Genomic DNA, 18443 nt, shown 5'->3' with positions numbered 1-18443 from the left:
CAGCCTGTTTGCAGGGCTGGGGCAGCCCCCCGTTCAAACCGTGGGCGTACCCGCCGGGGGGTTGTGCGCGGACGCTGCATCGCCGCTGCGATGGGTTTCCGTGAGCCCTTCGCGCACGGCCACCGCTGGCCGGGCTGCCGGGCTGGGGACCGCAGGCTTCCAGGGCACTGGCAGCTTGCGCACACCCGCGACTTTTTTGACCGCTTCGACAAAATACACGCCGCCGAGTATCGGCCAAGCCGTTGGCCCCAGACGGTCCATCCATTCCCAACGCGCCAGCCAGGCATCGCTGCGCATCGCCGGCCGGAAACAGCCAAAGCTGGCGCTTTGCAGCTCCAGATCCAACAGCTTGAGCCAGTCACGCAAGCGGCCATAACCGATCAGGTTGTGGTCATCGGGCATCGGCGGCAGCTTCTGCAAACCGGGAATGCGGCGGCTCCAGGTGTGCATGCCCCAGAGACTGGCCGGGTTGATGCCGCTGATCAGCACGCGGCCCTCGGGCACCATCACACGGGCCACCTCGCGCAACACCGCATGCGGGTCGGCACTGAGCTCGAGCGTATGGGGCAGCAGCACCAGGTCCAAGGTATCGGCGCCAAACGGCAGCGCATGGGCGTCACACAGCAACCCGGCCGTCACGGCCTCAGCGGGCGTTGCAGGCAGGCCCACATCACTTTGTAAAGGCGGCGCAAAGCGCTTTACATCTGCCAGCCTGCTCTGCTGCCACTGCGCCATCTGTTCGTTCGACTCCAGCGCGAGCCAGCGGTGGGGCGTGCGATTGTTGCGCAGCCCCTGCAGCGGGAAAAGTCCCATCTGCAGGCTATGGAAGCCAAAAATATCGGCCACCGCATCGTCGTAACATGTTTGCTCCCAGGACAGCATGTAGCTGCCCAGCGGCGTCTGCCACCAATTTTGCGTGCCTATAATTTGGTCATTCATGCATCTGTTACCTCTGCCCGCTTTCAACGACAACTACATCTGGCTGCTGCACAACGGACAGCACGCGCTGGTCGTCGACCCAGGCCAGGCTGCGCCCGCGCTTGCGGCGCTGCGCCGCCTTGATCTGCAGCTGCAAGCCATTGTAGTGACCCACCACCACGGCGACCACACCGGCGGCGTGGCCGAGCTGCGCGAGGCCACCGGCGCCCGGGTCTACGGCCCCGCCACCGAGGACATCCCCCAGCCCTGCGAGCCCCTGCGGGGCGGCGATGGGCTGGCGCTGCTGGGCCTGCAGTGGCAGGTGATCGATGTGCCCGGCCATACCGCCGGGCATATTGCCTATTACTGCGCCGATGTGGCAGGACAACCGGTGCTGTTCTGTGGCGATACCTTGTTCTCAGGCGGCTGCGGCCGCCTTTTTGAAGGCACGCCTGCGCAGATGCATGCCTCGCTGTCGGCACTGGCTGCGCTGCCCGCCGATACGCAGGTCTGCGCTGCCCATGAGTACACACTCTCCAACCTGCGCTTTGCGCAGGCGGTTGAGCCCGACAACCAGGACGTCGCCCGCTATCTGGCGCACTGCGAGCAGTTGCGTGAACGCGGCGAGCCGACCCTGCCGGCGCAGCTTGGCAACGAGCTGCGCATCAACCCATTCCTGCGCAGCAGCCTGGCCCCTGTGGCCCGCGCTGCCCAGCAGTTCGATCCCTCCACCCCTAGCAGCGACCCGGTCGCCGTTTTTGCCGCGCTGCGTCGCTGGAAGAACCAATTTTGATGAAGCATCTGTACCTGTGGAGCCTGAGCGCCCTACTCGCCCTGACCGGCTGCGCCACCACCGAGACCGGCGGCCCGAATACCCCGGCAGCAGGTGACACCCCGAAGACCAGTTCGGCGCCGCACACCCCCAGCTACCCCAGCGGCCCCCTCAGCCCCATCAGTGCGGCCAACCTCCAAGGCAATGGCGCCGTCACCAGCCTGGCGGTGCCGGAAGATCTCTGGGATCGCATCCGGCGCGGCTTTGCGATGCCCGATCTGGAAAACGACCTGGTCAGCAACCAGGAGCAGTGGTACGCCAGCCGCCCCGATTACATCCAGCGCATGACCGCGCGCTCGTCCAAGTACATGTTCCACATCGTCGAGGAACTGGAACGCCGGGGCATGCCGACCGAGCTGGCACTGCTGCCCTACATCGAGAGTGCCTACAACCCGCAGGCAGTCTCCAGTGCCAAGGCGGCCGGCATGTGGCAGTTCATGCCCGCCACCGGCACCTATTTCGATCTGAAGCAGAACATGTTCCGCGACGACCGGCGCGATGTGCTGGCCTCGACCCGCGCAGCGCTGGACTACCTGCAAAAGCTCTACAACATGTTTGGCGACTGGCACCTGGCACTGGCAGCCTACAACTGGGGGGAAGGCAGCGTGGGCCGCGCGCTAGCGCGCAACCAGAAGCAAGGTCTGGGGGGCACCTACACCGACCTGAGCATGCCCGACGAGACACGCAACTACGTCCCCAAGCTGCAGGCGGTCAAGAACATCATCGCTCATCCCGAGCGCTTCCAGGCTGAGTTGCCGCTGATCGAGAACCACCCCTACTTCCAGGCCGTGACCCTGGACCGCGACATCGACACCGCCCAGGTGGCCGAGATGGCCGGCGTCACGATGGATGAGCTCAAGTCGCTCAACCCCTCGTTCAACCGCCCCGTGATCTTCAAGGCCGGCACACCGCAGGTGCTGCTGCCCTGGGACAATGCGAATGTCTTCCGCCGCAACCTGCAGGCCCATGAAAAAGGCCAGTACGCGAGCTGGACCGTCTGGACCGTGCCCAGCACGATGACGGTGGCCACTGCCGCCGGCATGGTCGGCATGAGCGAGAACGACCTGCGCGCGGTCAACAACATTCCGCCACGCATGATGGTCAAGGGCGGCTCGGCGCTGATGGTGCCGCGCTCGGCCGCGGTCAAGCAGGATGTCTCCAGCCACCTCGCCGACAACGCCCACATCGCGCTGACCCCGGAAGTCGTCACCCGCCGCACGACCGTCAAGGCGCGCAAGGGCGATACCGTCGCCCGCGTGGCCCAGCGCTACCGGGTCACCGCCGCACAGGTCGCCGATTGGAATGATGTCGGCGTCAAGAGCGCCTTCAAGGTGGGCCACCAGGTCGTGCTGTACATGCCCGTGCGCGTAGGTGCTGCACCGGCAGCACGCGGCGGCCAGGCTGCGCGCGGCAGCCGCAGCAGCACGGCCAAACGGCCGGCGGTGCGCCAGACAGCGACCCAGAAGGCCCCCTCCAAGCGCAGCACCAGCACCACGAAGAAAAAGCGCTGAGCAAGCCCCTAAAACCCCACCACAAGACGCTCCCTGGAGCGTCTTTTTTTATGCGCACAGACTCTGCGGACAAAGGCCTGGCACTATGCTGGGCGCAACACCGAGGAGACCGCATGCGCGAAGGATTGGAAAAACTGCTGGCCAAGGGACAGGACAGCGCTGTTCTGCGCTTTGGCCTGGGCCAGGCCTGCTTGAAGGAAGAGGACTATGCGGCCGCAGCGCTGCACCTGGCGCAGGCCGTCAAGCAGAATCCGCAGTACTCCGCCGCCTGGAAGCTGCTGGGCAAGGCCCAGCTGGAGTCGGGTGCAGCGGATGCCATTGCGCAAGCCCAGGCCAGCTGGCAGCAAGGCCTGCAGGTGGCAGAGCAGCACGGGGACACGCAGACGGTCAAGGAGATCACGGTGTTCCTCAAACGCCTGCACAAAGCCGCTGGCGGAGCTGCTTGAGCGGCGCTGATCGCCGATAAAAAACGGCAAGGCCTGGAAGGCGCTCGCCGTTTCTGGATGGCAGCTGGCCAGCAACTGCCAGCTGCCGATGATCAGTTGTCCAGCTTGGGGTCCAGCGCATCGCGCAGGCCATCGCCCAGCAGGTTGAAGGCCAGCACCGTCACAAAGATCGCCAGGCTCGGGAACAGGGCCACATGCGGGGCATTGAGCATATCGCTGCGCGCCTCGTTCAGCATGGCGCCCCACTCCGGCGTCGGCGGCTGCGCGCCCATGCCCAGAAAGGACAGGCTGGCAGCGGTGATGATCGAGGTGCCGATACGCATCGTCAGGTAGACCACCACCGACGACACGGTGCCCGGCAGCAGGTGGCGCAGCATGATGACCCGGTCGGGCGCGCCAATGGAGCGCACCGCCTCGATGTAGGTCTGCTGCTTGAGCGCCAGTACATTGCCGCGCACCAGGCGGGCAAAGGCCGGCACGCTGAACACGGCCACCGCCATGATTACATTGATCATGCCGTTGCCCAGAATGGCGACGATGCCGATGGCCAGCAAGATGCCGGGGAAGGCAAACAGCACATCGGACATGCGCATCACGCAGCGGTCCCACCAGCCCTCGTAGTAGCCGGCCAGCAGGCCCAGGATGGCGCCGATCACCGCGCCGATGGCCACCGACACAAAGCCGGCCGCCAGCGAGATGCGCGCACCCACGAGGATGCGGCTGAAGATGTCACGGCCCAGCGAATCGACGCCAAACCAGTGCTTGGCGGTGGGGGGCGAGTTCAGCGCGTCGTAGTCAAAAAAGTTCTCGGCATCATAGGGCACGATCCAGGGTGCCAGGATGGCCACCAGCACCAGTGCGATGATGAAGACGCCAGCGAACAAGGCCAGCTTCTGGCGCTTGAACTTGCGCCAGAACTCGGCCATCGGCGTGCGCATGCGCGTCGACGCGGCCAGGTTGGCAGGCAGGGACGGCGCGGCAACGCTGGTGGCAGGTACGGTGGTGGCCGCCGCCACGGCGCGGTCGGCAGATTCAGGAGCGTTCGGAGTATTCATGGCCAAAGCACCTGCTTAGCGGTAACGGATGGTGGGATTGATCCAGGCATAGAGCAGATCGACCACCAGATTGATCAGGATGAATTCCAGCGAGAACAGCAGCACGAGGGCCTGGATGATCGGGTAGTCGCGCATCTCGACCGCATCGACCAGCAAGCGGCCCATGCCCGGCCAGTTGAATACCACCTCGACAACGATGGAGCCGCCCAGCAAGAAGCCGAACTGCAGGCCCATCATCGTCACCACCGGAATCATCGCATTGCGCAGGCCATGCTTGATGACGACCACAGTCTCCTTCAAGCCCTTGGCGCGCGCGGTGCGCACATAGTCCTCTTTGAGGATGTCGATGAAGGAGCTGCGGGTAAAGCGCGCCATCACCGCCGCCACAGCCGCGCCCAGGGTCAGCGACGGCAGCACATAGTGCTTCCAGCTGTCTGCGCCCACGGTGGGCAGCCAGCCGAGCTTGACCGAGAAATACTGCATCAGCAGCATGCCCAGCGCAAACGAAGGGAACGAGATGCCCGACACCGCCAGGGTCATGCCCAGGCGATCGGGCCACTGGTTGCGCCAGACGGCCGAGACAATGCCCAGGAACATGCCCAGCACCACCGACCAGGCCATCGCCACGACGGTGAGCCAGAAGGTCGGGCCAAAGCGCTCGGCAATCTCTTGCGAGACCGGGCGCTTGGTCCGGATGGATTTTCCAAAATCGCCCTGCAACGCATTGCTGAAGAAACGGACGAACTGCTGGTGCAGGGGCAGGTCCAGCCCCAGGTCCTTGCGGACCAGTTCGATCGTCTCCGGGCCGGCTTCGGGGCCAGCCGCCAGGCGCGCGGGGTCACCGGGCAGCATGTGCACGAAACCAAAGACCAGCACCGCCACGATGAGCAGTGTCGGTATCAGCCCGAGCAAGCGTTTGAGCAGGTAGCGATACATGGATTACTTCAGGTCCAGGTCAACAAAGTTGAAGTTGCCGTCAGGAATGACGTAGAAGCCAGACAGGTTCTTGGCACGCACGGACACCAGTTGCTCGGTGTTCAGGAAGATCCAGGGCGCGTCCTTCCAGATCTTTTGCTGTGCATCGGCGTAGATCTTGCCGCGTGCAGCGGTATCCGTGGTCACCAGCGCCTTGGCAATGTCGGCATTGACTTCGGGGTTGTTGTAGTAGGCGGTGTTGAAGCCGCGTGGAGGCGCGCTCTCACCAGCCAGGAGTGGGCGCATCGCCCAGTCGGCTTCGCCGGTGGACGAGGACCAGCCCACGTAGTACATGCGCACGGCGGCCTTGCTCGCGTCCTGCACCGATTCCACTTCCGCCACGCGCTGGCCTGCTTCCAATGCGCGCACGGTCACCTTCACTCCCACCTGGGCCAGTTGCTGTTGGGCAAACTGGATGACCTTCTGGGCCGTGGAGTGGTTGTAGGCCGACCACAAGGTGCTCTCAAAGCCATTGGGGTAACCGGCTTCCTTCAGCAAGGCCTTGGCCTTGGCTGGATCGTAAGGCCAGGGGCCCAGCTTGGTGGCAAATTCCACACCCTTGGGCAACACGCCTTCGGCAGGGATGGCCGAGCCGGCAAATGCCACCTTGGACAGCGCTTCCTTGTTGATCGCGTAGTTCAGCGCCTCACGCACCTTGGGGTTGTCAAACGGCTTTTGCGTCACATTCATCGAGATGTAGCGATGGATGATGGACGGTGCCTTGGTGACTTCCAGGCTCGGCTTTTTCTCGAGGTTGGCCACGGCTTCGGGCGGCACAGGGAAGGCGAAATGCGCTTCGTTGGTCTGCATCATCGACGCACGGGTGTTGTTGTCCACCACGGGGCGCCAGGTGATCGAATCCACCTTGGGCAGGCCCTTTTGCCAGTAACCATCAAACTTGGCGACCTTCATGTAGTCGGAGGGCTTCCACTCCACAAACTTGAAGGGGCCGGTGCCCACGGGGTGCTGCACGATGTCCTTGCCATACTGCTTGAGCGCGGTCGGCGAGATGATCACGCCCGAGGGGTGGGCCAGCGAGTTGACGAAAGGTGCGAACGGCTCCTTCAGCGTGAACTTGGCGGTGAGATCGTCCACCGCTTCAATCTTGGCGATGTTCTTGTACAGGTTGTAGCGCTTGAGCTTGTTGTCCGGGTTGATCACGCGCTCGAAGGTCAGCTTCACTGCTTCTGCATTGAAAGGCGTGCCGTCGTGGAACTTCACGCCACTGCGCAGCTTGAAGGTGTAGACCAGGCCGTCCTTGCTCACATCGAAGCCGGTGGCCAGGATCGGGACCATCTTCATGTCCTTGTCGAAGCCGTACAGGCCTTCGTAGAAGGACTTGGCCACGGCCTGCGACAAGGTGTCGTTGGCATCGTAGGGGTCAGTCGTCGTGAAGGTGGAAGCCACCGCTACCACCACGTCCTTGGCCGCGTGGGCCGAAAACGCAGTACCCGCCAGCAGCATGGCGGCGGCGATCGAAGTCAAACGTCGTTGCATATCAACTCTCCTCTTCAGGTTTTGCATCGGCTGGCCCACCACGGCGGCGACCAGACCCACTACATTCTTGGCATTACGCACCTTGGCACACTGCGCAGACTCACGCCGGCTGCAGATCCTGCACTTCGCCCGCTGGCACCGCAGGCTGGGGCATCTCCTGCGCCACCCAGTGGCCCGGGCCCACCTCGCGCATCGGCAGCACGCGTGGCGGGTCATCCACGCCACGCACGGGGCTGGGGATCTCGGCCACATTCAAGGTGTGCTTGCGGCGCTGCGTCGGGTCGGCAATCGGCACGGCCGCCATCAGGCGCTTGGTATAGGGGTGCTGCGGGTTCTCGAACACCGCGCGGCGCGGGCCGATCTCGACGATCTGGCCCAGGTACATGACGGCCACGCGGTGGCTGACACGCTCCACCACGGCCATGTCATGCGAGATGAACAGAAAGGCAATGCCAAACTCCTGCTGCAGGTCCATCATCAGGTTGATGATCTGTGCGCGGATCGACACATCAAGGGCCGAGACGGCCTCGTCGGCAATCACCACCTTGGGGTTCAGCGCCAGTGCACGGGCAATCGCAATGCGCTGGCGCTGGCCGCCCGAGAACTCATGCGGGTAGCGGTTGGCGGCAGCCGGTGGCAGGCCCACCTTCTCCAGCAGCCACTCCACCTTTTTCTCGGCCTGCTCGCGCGGCAGCAGCTGGTGGATCAGCATGGGCTCCAGAATGCTGTAGCCCACGGTCAGCCGAGGGTCGAGCGAGGCAAACGGGTCCTGGAAAATGAACTGGATATCGCGGCGCAGCGCCTGCAGCTGCGCGCCCTGCAGCTTGGCAATATCGCGCCCGGCCACCTGCACATCGCCGGACTGGAAATCGATCAAACGGGCCAGCGCGCGGCCGGTGGTGGACTTGCCGCAACCGGATTCGCCGACCACCGCCAGGGTCTCGCCCGGCTGCAGGCTCAGGCTCACCTGCTCGACCGCATAGACCTGGCGCTTGACACCGCCAAACAGGCCTTCCTTGATCGGGAAGCGCGTGACCAGCTTGTTGACCTGCAGCACCGGCTCGCCCGCCTGCACGGTCGATGGCTGGGGCGCGGGCGCCTCGGCCTGCGTGCTCTGGCCCAGCAGGCTGAAGCGCTCGGGCAGATCCTTGCCGCGCATGGCGCCCAGCTGCGGCACGGCGGCCAGCAGGTTGCGGGTGTAGGTCTGCTGCGGGTTGGCGAACAGCTGCACACAGTCCTGCTCTTCCACCTTGTCGCCACGGTACATCACCAGCACGCGGTCGGCCACCTCGGCGACCACGCCCATGTCGTGGGTGATGAAGATCACGCCCATCGACATCTCGCGCTGCAGCTCCTGCACCAGCGCCAGAATCTGGGCCTGGATGGTCACATCCAGCGCCGTCGTCGGTTCATCGGCAATCAGCAGCGAGGGCTTGCACGACAGCGCCATCGCAATCATCACGCGCTGGCGCATGCCGCCCGACAGCTGGTGCGGGTGGCGCGTGAGCACATTGCGCGCCTCCGGAATGCGCACCAGCTCCATCATGCGCAGCGCCTCGGCCATGGCGGCGCTGTTGGACTTGCCCTGGTGCAGGCGAATCGATTCGGCAATCTGCTCACCGACGGTGAACACCGGGTTCAGCGAGGTCATCGGCTCCTGGAACACCATCGCCATATCGGCCCCGCGCACCTGGCGCATCTGGGCTGGCGTGGCCTTGGCCAGGTCGATGGTGCCGGCATGGCGGCCGCGCAGCAGCATCGAGCCGCTGTCGATCTGGCCGCCACCGGTTTCCACCAAGCGCATCAGCGCCAGCGATGTGACCGACTTGCCCGAGCCCGACTCGCCCACCACCGCGAGGGTCTGGCCGGCATAGACATCGAGGTTCAGGTTCTTGACCACCTGCACCCGCCCCTGCTCGGTCTTGAAGCTCACGGACAGATCCCGCACCTGCAAAACGGGCGGCGTCAGGTCATCGTGCACGGGAGTAGAACTGGGGTTGGACATAGGTAGAAGGGGCAGTGCGGGACTTCGGAAAGAAGGCACGAGCCGTAATGCAGGACAGGCACCCGGGTTGGGACAAATCCTTGAGAAAAATCCCCGTGATAGCAAGAACACTGGGGCTTACACATTCACCTGGGTGACAGTGCTAGCAATTGTAGAAAGCCGGGGATGGGGTTTGGATGCAAAACCTCCTATGGTTTTCACCTACGCAATATCCGCAGTAGTGCGCACCACCGCATTGCGTGGCTTGCCCGTTGCAGGCAAGCCACTTCACGGGGGCTGCGGTCGGGTATAGCTGCTGCCCCCTGGCTCAGCGATGCGCCATCAGGCCGGCGCCAACGCGTCGTTGGCATAAATGGCCACCAGCGCCTCGCCGTCAATGCCGATCTGCCCCCGGTACATGCCTTCGGAGTTGAAGCACAGCGAGACCTCCCCGTCGGCGCCCACCGCAATCAGGCCGCCATCGCCACCCAGCGGGGGCAGCACGCGGTGGATGACCTCGGCCGTCGCCTCGGCCACCGACTCACCCAGCAGTTCGATGCGCGCTGCCACAGTGTGGGCGGCCGAGCCCCGGATGAAGGCCTCGCCCACGCCCGTGCAGGAGACGGCCACGACGCCATGCTTGGCATAGGTGCCCGCGCCCACCACGGGCGAGTCGCCGACACGGCCGGGCTTCTTGTTGGTCAGGCCGCCGGTCGAGGTGGCAGCAGCCAGCTGGCCCTGCACATCCAGCACCACGGCGCCGACGGTGCCCATCTTCTTGCGCTCGTCCAGCGGCGCTGCCTGGGTCTGGCTTTGGGCGGTGTGATCCAGCGCCACCTGCTCGCGGCCCGATGCCAGCGCCGCCGCCTGCACGGTGCGCAGCTGGGTCAGGCGCTGCTCGGTCGAGAACCAGTCGCGCGCCACCATCTCGCAGCCCTGGGCCTGGGCAAAGCGCTCGGCGGCCTCGCCAATCATGAACACCGGACCGCCCGCCTCCATCAATGCCAAGGCCGCACGCACCGGGTTGCGCACGGTGCTGACACCGGCCAGCGATCCGCAGGCCAGATCGCGCCCGCGCATCACACAGGCATCCATCTCATGCGTGGCATCGGCCGTGAACACGGCGCCGCGCCCGGCGTTGAACAGGGGGCATTCCTCGAGCAGGCGCACGGCCTCCACGGCCACTTCTTCGGCAGGCGCGCCTGCAGCCAGTTTTTGCTGCGCGCCTTGCAGCACATCGCGCAAGGCGTCGCGGTAGGCCTGCTGTTGCGCAGGAGTGATGGAGGCACGGGTGATGGTGCCGGCGCCGCCATGGATGGCGATCACGGGACGGAAGGTGGTGGAGGTCGTCATAGTTTTAGGGCCGGTCGCCTCTTGCGCTGCCAGCCGGTTCCAGGTGAATCAATCAGGAAGAAAGCAGCGGCAGCAGTGCCGCCATGAAAGCCTCGGGCTGCTCGTACTGCACCCAATGGCCGCTGTCCGGCAACCGCACAAAGGCCTGCAGATGGGGGGTGACCGCACGGTATTGGTGCTCCAGCGCGGCCATATAGCTTTTGTACAGGGCGTCATAGGCGCCATAGATCGCAGCGACTGGGCAGGCGATCTGCGGCAGCGACTGCGCCAGGATATCGGTGTTGGCCAGGCGCCGGCGCGGCAGGCGATCGCGCAGCACATTGTGCTGGTGCAAGGCCAGCGCCTGCTCGTCGATCTTCGCAGCATCCCAGAGCATCAGCGCGCCCAGGTTGTAGCGGTGCATCTCCAGCTGCTCGGCCGGGTCGCTCAGATGGCGCCAGCCTTTGAGGCTGAACTGCTTCTCCGGCACGACACCCATCGCCGGGGCACCGACCAGCACCAGGCGCTCGGCCGCCTGCGGGTAGGCGGCGGTCAGCATGGCCGCCGTCATGCCGCCAAACGAGAAACCCATCAACTGGCAAGGCAGCAGATCCAGCTGCGCCATGCCGGCATGCAAAGGCGCCAGCATCGCATCGGCATCGGCGCCCAGCGCTGGCGGGTCGGAATCGCCAAAACCCGGCAGATCGGGCAGCCAGAGCTCGTAGCCCTGGGCAAGCAGCGCATCGATATTGCGGATCCAGTGGGTCCAGCTGCCGCTGCCGCCATGCAGCATCACCAGGGGCAGCCTGCCAGGGCGGCGCTCGCCCCAGGTATGCCAGACCAGGGTCCGGCCTTCAAAAATCGTGGTGTGCCGTGTGGCCTGGGCCAGCAAACGCTGGTACAGCGCCGGCAAGGGCAGCAAGCCCGCCGCGCTGGTGTCTGGAACATCCGACATTGCAACCTTCAGGCCGCAGGCGACAGCAGCACCTGCGCTACCGCATCGATCGCAATGCTGTAGCCCTGCACACCCAGGCCACAGATGACTGCCTTGGCGACGGGGGCAATATAGGAATGGTGGCGGAAGGTCTCGCGGGCATGCACATTGCTGATGTGCAGCTCGATCACCGGCAGCGCCGCCCCCTTGATCGCATCCATCAGGGCCACGCTGGTATGGGTATAGGCGGCGGCATTGAGCACCACGCCGGCCAGTTGGCCCTCGCGCTGCAGCTGGCCCGCCTCGTGCAGCCAGTCGATCAAGGCGCCTTCATGGTTGCTCTGGTGAAAACGCAAGGCCAGCTGGTGGCGTGCGGCCGCCTGGGCGCAGAGCTGCTCGACGTCGGACAAGGTGTGGGCACCATAGATGGCGGGCTCGCGCAGACCCAGCAGGTTCAGGTTCGGGCCGTTCAGTACAAAAACAGTTTTCATCTCAGCTTCCACAACGGACAACAGCTGTGGATTATCCGAGCATTCCAACCGTTGCTGCATCAGCCAAGCGACAGCCGAGCGGCTGGCGCGCTGCCAGGCGCCCATAAAAAAGCCCTGGCGGGCCAGGGCGTGGGCTGCTTGGGCAGGGCTGCTGCCTCAATAGCGGTAGTAATCGCGGTCGTGGCGATGGTGGCGGTAGTAGCGGCCGGGAGGTGGGCCGTAATATACCGGCGCCGGGCGGTAGACCGGTGCGGGGCGGTAGACCACGGCGGGAGGTGGAGGTGCCACATAGACCGGCTGGGGCGCATACACAGGGGGCGGTGCCACATACACCGGCTGCGGTGCATACACCGGCGCAGGAGCGACATACACCGGGGCTGGCACATTGATACCCACCGACCAGGACACCCGGCTGGCATGGGCGCCAGCGCTCATCAGCGCCAAGCCAGTCAGCACAGCGGCAGCGGCCCAGCGAGAGCCTTGTTTCAGCATCGAGTTGCGCATATTGATCTCCTTGCGAGAATCCCTGAAAAATGTCATTGAACTTTCAACGCGGCAAGCAGGCAGAAAGATACCAAACGCTCTGCAAATTATGGTTTCAAGACCAGCTATCCTGTTGCAAAGCGTAAATGACATGCCTGATGCAGGGTCAGAGCCCCATAAACCGCAATCCGTTCCAGCCATCAGGGTACTCCCTTAGAATACACCTCTATGAATGCACCTGCCCCGAGCGCTTCGCACAACGGTAGTGACGAAGTGGTCAAACCCACCAATTTCCTGCGACAAATCATCGAGGCCGACCTCGACAAAGGCAGCTATGCCCAGCGCCACTGGGGTGGCTCGCCTGGCGATGCCCAGCACCACCAGCAAGGCCCCGTCGACCAGGCCAAGATCCGCACCCGCTTCCCGCCCGAGCCCAACGGCTACCTGCATGTGGGCCATGCCAAGGCCATTTGCCTGAACTTTGGTCTCGCGCGCGACTTCGGCGGCGTCTGCCACCTGCGCTTTGACGACACCAATCCGGAAAAGGAAGACCAGGAGTATGTGGACGGCATCATCGATGCCGTGCGCTGGCTGGGCTTTGACTGGAAGGACCCGAGCGGCGAGCAGAATCTGTACTACGCCAGCAACTACTTCGACTTCATGCACCGCTGCGCGGTCTACCTGATCGAGCAGGGGCTGGCCTATGTGGACGAGCAGTCTGCCGAAGAGATGAAGGCCAACCGGGGCGACTTCACGCGCCCGGGCGTCAACAGCCCGTTCCGCGACCGCAGCGTGGCCGAGAACCTGCAGCGCTTTGCCGACATGAAGGAGGGCAAGCTGCCCGATGGCGCTGCCGTGCTGCGCGCCAAGATCGACATGACGGCGCCCAACATCAACCTGCGCGATCCTGCGATCTACCGGGTGCGCCATGCCGAGCACCACAACACCGGCAACCAATGGTGCATCTACCCGATGTACACCTTTGCGCACCCGATCGAGGATGCCTACGAGCACATCACCCACTCGATCTGCACGTTAGAGTTCGAGGACCAGCGCCCCTTCTATGACTGGTTGCTGGACCACCTGCGTGCCGGTGGCCTGATCGATGCGCCCCAGCCGCGCCAGTACGAGTTCTCGCGCCTGAACCTGACCTATGTGATCACCAGCAAGCGCAAGCTCAAGCACCTGGTGGACAACCAACTGGTCAGCGGCTGGGACGACCCACGCATGCCCACCGTCGTCGGCCTGCGCCGCCGTGGCTACACCCCCGCGTCCATCCGCAATTTCTGCGAGCGCATCGGTGTCACCAAGGACTACGCCTGGATCGACTACGCCACGTTGGACGGCTGCCTGCGCGAAGACCTGGAAAACCAGGCCCACCGCGCGATGGTGGTGCTGGACCCGGTCAAGCTGGAGCTGAGCAACTGGGCCGAGGTGTTCGGCAGTGCCGACCACCTGGAAGCCTGCAGCCTGCCCGCCCTGCCCCACCCGGCAGAAGGCCAGGTCGCCCCCGAGCGCCACTTCACGCTGGGCCGCGAGGTCTGGATCGAGCGCGAAGACTTTGCCGAAGTGCCTCCCAAGGGCTACAAGCGCCTGTTCCCTGGTAACAAGGTACGCCTCAAGGGCGGCTATGTGATCGAATGCACGGGCTGCGAGAAGGATGCCGATGGCGTGATCACCAAGGTGCTGGCCACCGTGGTGCCCGACACCAAGAGCGGCACGCCTGGTGCGGACAGCGTCAAGGTCAAGGCCGCCATCACCTGGGTGGGCGTGGCCGATGGCGTGCAAGCCGAAGTGCGGCTCTATGACCGCCTGTTCACCGATCCGCAGCCCGATGCCGGCGGCAAGGACTTCCTGGCCCTGCTCAACCCCGAGAGCCTCAAGGTCGTGACCGCCTATGTCGAGCCATCGCTGAAGACGGCGCAGCCCGATGACAAGTTCCAGTTCGAGCGCTTTGGCTACTTTGTGGCCGACCGCCACGACCACCGCAGCGACAAGCCGGTGTTCAACAAGATCACCGGCCTGAAGGATTCCTGGGGCAAGTAAAGGTCAGCGCCCAGCCAGCCGATCCCAACCCGCCCAGCCTGCTGCGGCGGGTTTTTTCATGCGCATCAACGGTCTATCGCGTCCGCAGACCCCGCCTGCTTGCGCAGCTCGAACTTCTGGATCTTGCCGGTGCTGGTCTTGGGCAGCTCGCCAAACACCACTGCACGCGGAATCTTGAAGCCAGCCAGGTGCTTTTTGCAGTGGGCCACGATGTCCTCCGCGCTTACCTGCGCGCCAGGCTTGAGCTCGACAAAGGCGCAGGGCGTCTCGCCCCAGCGGGCATCGGGCTTGGCCACCACGGCCGCTGCAAGCACGGCGGGGTGGCGGTAGAGCACGTCCTCGACCTCGATCGACGAGATGTTCTCCCCGCCCGAGATGATGATGTCCTTGCTGCGGTCCTTGATCTTGATATAGCCATCCGGGTCCTGCACCGCCAGGTCACCGGTGTGGAACCAGCCACCGCGAAACGCCTCCTGCGTCGCCTCGGGATTTTTCAGGTAGCCCTTCATCGCGATATTGCCCCGCAGCATGATCTCGCCCATGGTCTGGCCGTCCCAGGGCACCGGCGCCAGGGTCTCCGGATCGCGCACCTGCGCATCGCGCTGCAGGTGGTAGCGCACGCCCTGGCGGGCATTGAGGCGGGCACGCTCGCCCACGTCCATGGTCTGCCAGTCGGCCTGCTGCGCGCAGACCATCACCGGGCCATAGACCTCGGTCAGCCCATAGACATGGGTCAGGTCAAAGCCCAGCTGCTCCATGCCCTCGATCATGGCCGCCGGCGGCGCAGCACCGGCCACCATGCATTTGACGCCGGCAGGCACGCCCTCCTTCAATGCCGCAGGCGCGTTGACCAGCAGGCTGTGCACAATTGGCGCGCCGCAGTAGTGGCTGACGCCATGCTGCTTGATCGCCGCAAAAATGGCCTGCGCATCAACCCGGCGCAGGCAGACATTGACGCCGGCGCGCAGCGCCACCGTCCAGGGAAAGCACCAGCCGTTGCAGTGGAACATCGGCAAGGTCCACAGGTACACCGCGAACTTGGGCATGTCCCATTCCAGCACGTTGCTGATGGCATTCACGGCCGCGCCCCTGTGGTGGTAGACAACGCCCTTGGGGTTGCCGGTCGTGCCGCTGGTGTAGTTCAGCGCAATCGCATCCCATTCATCGCCAGGCAGCTGCCAGTCAAAACCGGCATCGCCCTGGGCCAGCAAGGCCTCGTAGCTCAGGCTGCCCAGCCGTTCGCTGGCCTCGCCGTAGAGCGCGTCTTCCACATCCACCAGCAGGATGGGTGTCTGCGATTGGCGCAGCGCCAAGGCCTTGGCCACGACGCTGGCGTATTCCGGGTCCACGATCAGCGCCTTGGCCTCGCCATGGTCCAGCATGAAGGCAATGGTCTGTGGATCGAGCCGGGTGTTGAGCGTATTGAGCACCGCGCCCGCCATCGGCACGCCAAAATGCGCCTCCACCATCGGCGGGGTGTTGGGCAGCATCACCGCCACCGTGTCGTTCTTGCCAATGCCATGCTGCTGCAAGGCGCTGGCCAGTTGCCGGCAGCGCGCATAGGTCTGCGCCCAGGTCTGGCGCAGTTCGCCGTGAATGATGGCCAGCCGCTCCGGGTAGACCTCGGCGGTGCGGGCGATAAAGCCCAGCGGTGTCATCGGCGTATGGTTGGCCCCATTGCGGGCGAGCCCGGTGTCAAAAATGCTGCTCATGGCGGTTGGTCTCCTGGGCAGCACTGTGCCACAAGCTGCTGACGCGAAGATTGCGCGCTGTCACGCTTTCGATAGCCGGCAATGGCCACCGACCACGGGCGGATTGGGGTGGCGGCGCGGCAGCGCAGCCCGGCATGCGCGACAATAGCCGGGTGTCCATTCCCCAGTCATTTATCCAGGAGCTGCTGTCCCGCGTCGACGTGGTCGACGTGGTCGGCCGCTATGTGCAGCTGAAAAAAGGCGGCGCCAACCTCATGGGGCTGTGCCCCTTCCATGGCGAGAAATCGCCCTCCTTCAGCGTCAGCCCCTCCAAGCAGTTCTACCACTGCTTTGGCTGCGGCAAAAACGGCAATGCCATCGGTTTTCTGATGGACCATACCGGCATGGGGTTTCGCGAAGCGGTGACCGACCTGGCACAGAGCGTGGGCCTGCCGGTGCCCGAGGACGATGTATCGCCCCAGCAGCGCGAGCGCGCCGCGCAGGCGCGCGAAAAACAGGCCTCGCTCACCGATCTGCTCGAAAAAGCCGGAGACGCCTACCGCAAGCAGCTGTCGCAATCGCCCAAGGCCATTGCCTACCTCAAGGGCCGGGGCGTCAGCGGCATCACCGCCAAGCGCTTTGGCCTGGGCTATGCGCCCGAGGGCTGGCGCAGCCTGGCCAGCATCTTCCCTGCCTATGACGATGCCAAGCTGGTCGAATGCGGCCTGGTGATCGAATCGGACGACGGCGAGGGCAAACGCTACGACCGCTTTCGGGACCGGGTGATGTTCCCCATCCGCAACGTCAAGGGCGAGTGCATCGGCTTTGGCGGCCGGGTGTTTGGCGATGAAAAGCCCAAGTACCTGAACTCGCCCGAAACCCCGGTCTTTCACAAGGGGCGCGAACTGTATGGGCTGTTCGAGGCCCGCACGGCCATTCGCGAGCATGGCTATGTGCTGGTGACCGAAGGCTACATGGATGTGGTGGCGCTGGCCCAACTGGGCTTTCCGAATGCGGTCGCCACCTTGGGCACTGCCTGCACGCCTGACCATGTGCACAAGCTGTTCCGCTTTACCGATACCGTGGTCTTCAGCTTTGACGGCGATGCCGCCGGCCGCCGCGCCGCGCGCAAGGCACTGGACGGCGCACTGCCCTATGCCAGCGACACGCGCAGCATCAAGTTTCTGTTTCTACCGGCCGAGCACGACCCGGACAGCTTTGTGCGCGAGTACGGCGCGGACGCCTTTGCCCGCCATGTGCATGACGCCACGCCGCTGTCACGCTTCTTGCTCGAAGCGGCCAGCGAAATGTGTGACCTGGGCCAGGCCGAAGGCCGCGCGCGCATGTCCAGCAACGCGCGCCCGCTGTGGAACCTGCTGCCCGATGGCGCGCTCAAGCGCCAATTGCTGGGCGAGATAGCCGACAAGGCCCAGTTGCCCGCTGCCGAGCTGGAAAATCTGTGGCAAAAGACCACCGCACAAGAGCTGGCACGCCAAAGCGGCGGCGGCCATGCGGCCGCCAGCAGCAGCGCGCGGCATGCCCCCGCCTGGGATGCCCCGCAAACGGGTGCCGAAAGCATGCCTGCCTATGGCGATGCGCCCCCCTGGGGCAGCGACACCACGATGGACCGCTACCCCGGCCAGCGCAACGAGCACTACGGAGAGCCACGCAGCCCCCATGGCGGCGGCAACGGCTACATCAAGCGCAGTGGCGAGTGGCGCCCCGGCCAGGGCGGCCGCAAAGGCGGTTGGCAGCCCCGGCCCGAACCACAGCCGCCGATGCCCAGCGTGGCGGTCACCCGCGAGGACCAGGCCGCCCGCCTGCTGCTGTCGCACATGGCGTTTCTGGAGAACTTCTCACCCGAAGACGCCGCTACCTTGGCCCAGCTGCCGAGCCCCCATGGCCCGCTCTTTGCCTGGGTGGAGCAGCAGTTTCTCGCCCATGGCGCCCAATCCTGGGCAGTACTGCGCGAGCATATGCGCGGTCACCCGGTCGAGGCCTTCGCAACCGTGCTGATGCAAGGCCAGCATGCGCAGATTGACGGCCCGCTCGACGAGATCCGCGCCGAGTTGCGCGACTCCCTCAGCCGCATCGTGCTGGACCAGCTCGAAGAGCAAAACCGCCATCTGGTCACCCAGGCTTCCGATCCGCAGGCGCTGCGCCGCTACCAGAGCAACTTCCACCGCATCGGCCTGCTCAAGCGCCAGGTCAACAAGTAAGCCCGGCCCTCCATCGCCGGGAAGGGCCT

General features: G+C 64.8%; 15 protein-coding genes. 5 read left to right on the top strand and 10 right to left on the bottom strand.

Annotated features, from left to right (window positions below; all coding sequences use genetic code 11):
- Nucleotides 1–33 precede the first annotated feature (33 nt).
- Nucleotides 34–939, bottom strand: a complete 906-nt coding sequence (locus ACCQ08_RS22630) for a class I SAM-dependent methyltransferase (protein ID WP_373451064.1) — start codon at nucleotides 937–939, stop codon at nucleotides 34–36.
- On the opposite strand from ACCQ08_RS22630, the gene gloB reads away from it, so the two are divergent.
- The 3 genes from gloB to ACCQ08_RS22615 all read left to right on the top strand — a co-directional run bounded on the left by gloB (nucleotide 938) and on the right by ACCQ08_RS22615 (nucleotide 3707).
- Entirely contained in the window at nucleotides 938–1711 is a 774-nt protein-coding gene (gloB, locus tag ACCQ08_RS22625) for a hydroxyacylglutathione hydrolase (RefSeq protein WP_369461251.1), read from the top strand. The two genes, ACCQ08_RS22630 and gloB, sit on opposite strands and share 2 nt — an antisense overlap.
- A complete protein-coding gene (locus ACCQ08_RS22620; protein WP_312836151.1) occupies nucleotides 1711–3261 on the top strand; it encodes a transglycosylase SLT domain-containing protein in 1551 nt (516 codons plus the stop codon). Before gloB ends, ACCQ08_RS22620 begins: the two co-directional genes overlap by 1 nt.
- Before the next feature lie 113 nt (nucleotides 3262–3374).
- Nucleotides 3375–3707, top strand: a complete 333-nt coding sequence (locus ACCQ08_RS22615) for a tetratricopeptide repeat protein (protein WP_312460461.1) — start codon at nucleotides 3375–3377, stop codon at nucleotides 3705–3707.
- A gap of 92 nt (nucleotides 3708–3799) precedes the next feature.
- Here ACCQ08_RS22615 and gsiD read toward each other — a convergent pair whose 3' ends face one another.
- The 8 genes from gsiD to ACCQ08_RS22575 form a co-directional block, all read right to left on the bottom strand.
- Complete coding sequence (gene gsiD, locus ACCQ08_RS22610; protein ID WP_312415287.1) at nucleotides 3800–4762, bottom strand: glutathione ABC transporter permease GsiD; 963 nt, start codon at nucleotides 4760–4762, stop codon at nucleotides 3800–3802.
- A 15-nt stretch (nucleotides 4763–4777) separates the two neighbouring features.
- Nucleotides 4778–5698 carry a glutathione ABC transporter permease GsiC gene (gene gsiC, locus ACCQ08_RS22605; protein ID WP_239808781.1) on the bottom strand — a complete coding sequence of 307 codons (921 nt, stop codon included), beginning with the start codon at nucleotides 5696–5698 and terminating at the stop codon, nucleotides 4778–4780.
- A 3-nt stretch (nucleotides 5699–5701) separates the two neighbouring features.
- On the bottom strand, nucleotides 5702–7234 hold the full coding sequence (gsiB, locus tag ACCQ08_RS22600) for a glutathione ABC transporter substrate-binding protein GsiB (RefSeq protein ID WP_312460467.1): 1533 nt from the start codon (nucleotides 7232–7234) through the stop codon (nucleotides 5702–5704).
- A 100-nt stretch (nucleotides 7235–7334) separates the two neighbouring features.
- Complete coding sequence (locus ACCQ08_RS22595; RefSeq protein ID WP_312415281.1) at nucleotides 7335–9239, bottom strand: dipeptide ABC transporter ATP-binding protein; 1905 nt, start codon at nucleotides 9237–9239, stop codon at nucleotides 7335–7337.
- A 321-nt stretch (nucleotides 9240–9560) separates the two neighbouring features.
- Nucleotides 9561–10571: an isoaspartyl peptidase/L-asparaginase gene (locus ACCQ08_RS22590; protein ID WP_312460471.1), complete on the bottom strand. Its 1011-nt coding sequence runs from the start codon at nucleotides 10569–10571 to the stop codon at nucleotides 9561–9563.
- A gap of 52 nt (nucleotides 10572–10623) precedes the next feature.
- The gene (locus ACCQ08_RS22585) at nucleotides 10624–11505 is read right to left on the bottom strand and encodes an alpha/beta fold hydrolase (protein WP_373451063.1); all 882 of its coding nucleotides are present in this window, start codon (nucleotides 11503–11505) and stop codon (nucleotides 10624–10626) included.
- Nucleotides 11506–11513: 8 nt separating this feature from the next.
- Entirely contained in the window at nucleotides 11514–11975 is a 462-nt protein-coding gene (gene aroQ / locus ACCQ08_RS22580; RefSeq protein WP_373451062.1) for a type II 3-dehydroquinate dehydratase, read from the bottom strand.
- 156 nt (nucleotides 11976–12131) lie between these two features.
- The gene (locus ACCQ08_RS22575) at nucleotides 12132–12479 is read right to left on the bottom strand and encodes a hypothetical protein (RefSeq protein ID WP_027010469.1); all 348 of its coding nucleotides are present in this window, start codon (nucleotides 12477–12479) and stop codon (nucleotides 12132–12134) included.
- 207 nt (nucleotides 12480–12686) lie between these two features.
- Here ACCQ08_RS22575 and ACCQ08_RS22570 point away from each other — a divergent pair, with 207 nt between their 5' ends.
- Nucleotides 12687–14504 carry a glutamine--tRNA ligase/YqeY domain fusion protein gene (locus ACCQ08_RS22570; protein WP_239808788.1) on the top strand — a complete coding sequence of 606 codons (1818 nt, stop codon included), beginning with the start codon at nucleotides 12687–12689 and terminating at the stop codon, nucleotides 14502–14504.
- A gap of 65 nt (nucleotides 14505–14569) precedes the next feature.
- Here ACCQ08_RS22570 and ACCQ08_RS22565 read toward each other — a convergent pair whose 3' ends face one another.
- Nucleotides 14570–16216 carry an acyl-CoA synthetase gene (locus tag ACCQ08_RS22565; RefSeq protein ID WP_373451061.1) on the bottom strand — a complete coding sequence of 549 codons (1647 nt, stop codon included), beginning with the start codon at nucleotides 16214–16216 and terminating at the stop codon, nucleotides 14570–14572.
- A 134-nt stretch (nucleotides 16217–16350) separates the two neighbouring features.
- Here ACCQ08_RS22565 and dnaG point away from each other — a divergent pair, with 134 nt between their 5' ends.
- Nucleotides 16351–18414, top strand: coding sequence for a DNA primase (dnaG, locus tag ACCQ08_RS22560; RefSeq protein WP_373451060.1), 2064 nt, complete (start codon nucleotides 16351–16353; stop codon nucleotides 18412–18414).
- Nucleotides 18415–18443 lie beyond the last annotated feature (29 nt).

Source organism: Comamonas sp. SY3, from assembly GCF_041730275.1.
In the GTDB taxonomy this organism is placed as follows: Bacteria; Pseudomonadota; Gammaproteobacteria; order Burkholderiales; family Burkholderiaceae_C; genus Comamonas; species Comamonas sediminis.
Note: the sequence above shows the minus strand (reverse complement) of the source record. Positions and strands in the feature narration are given on the sequence as shown.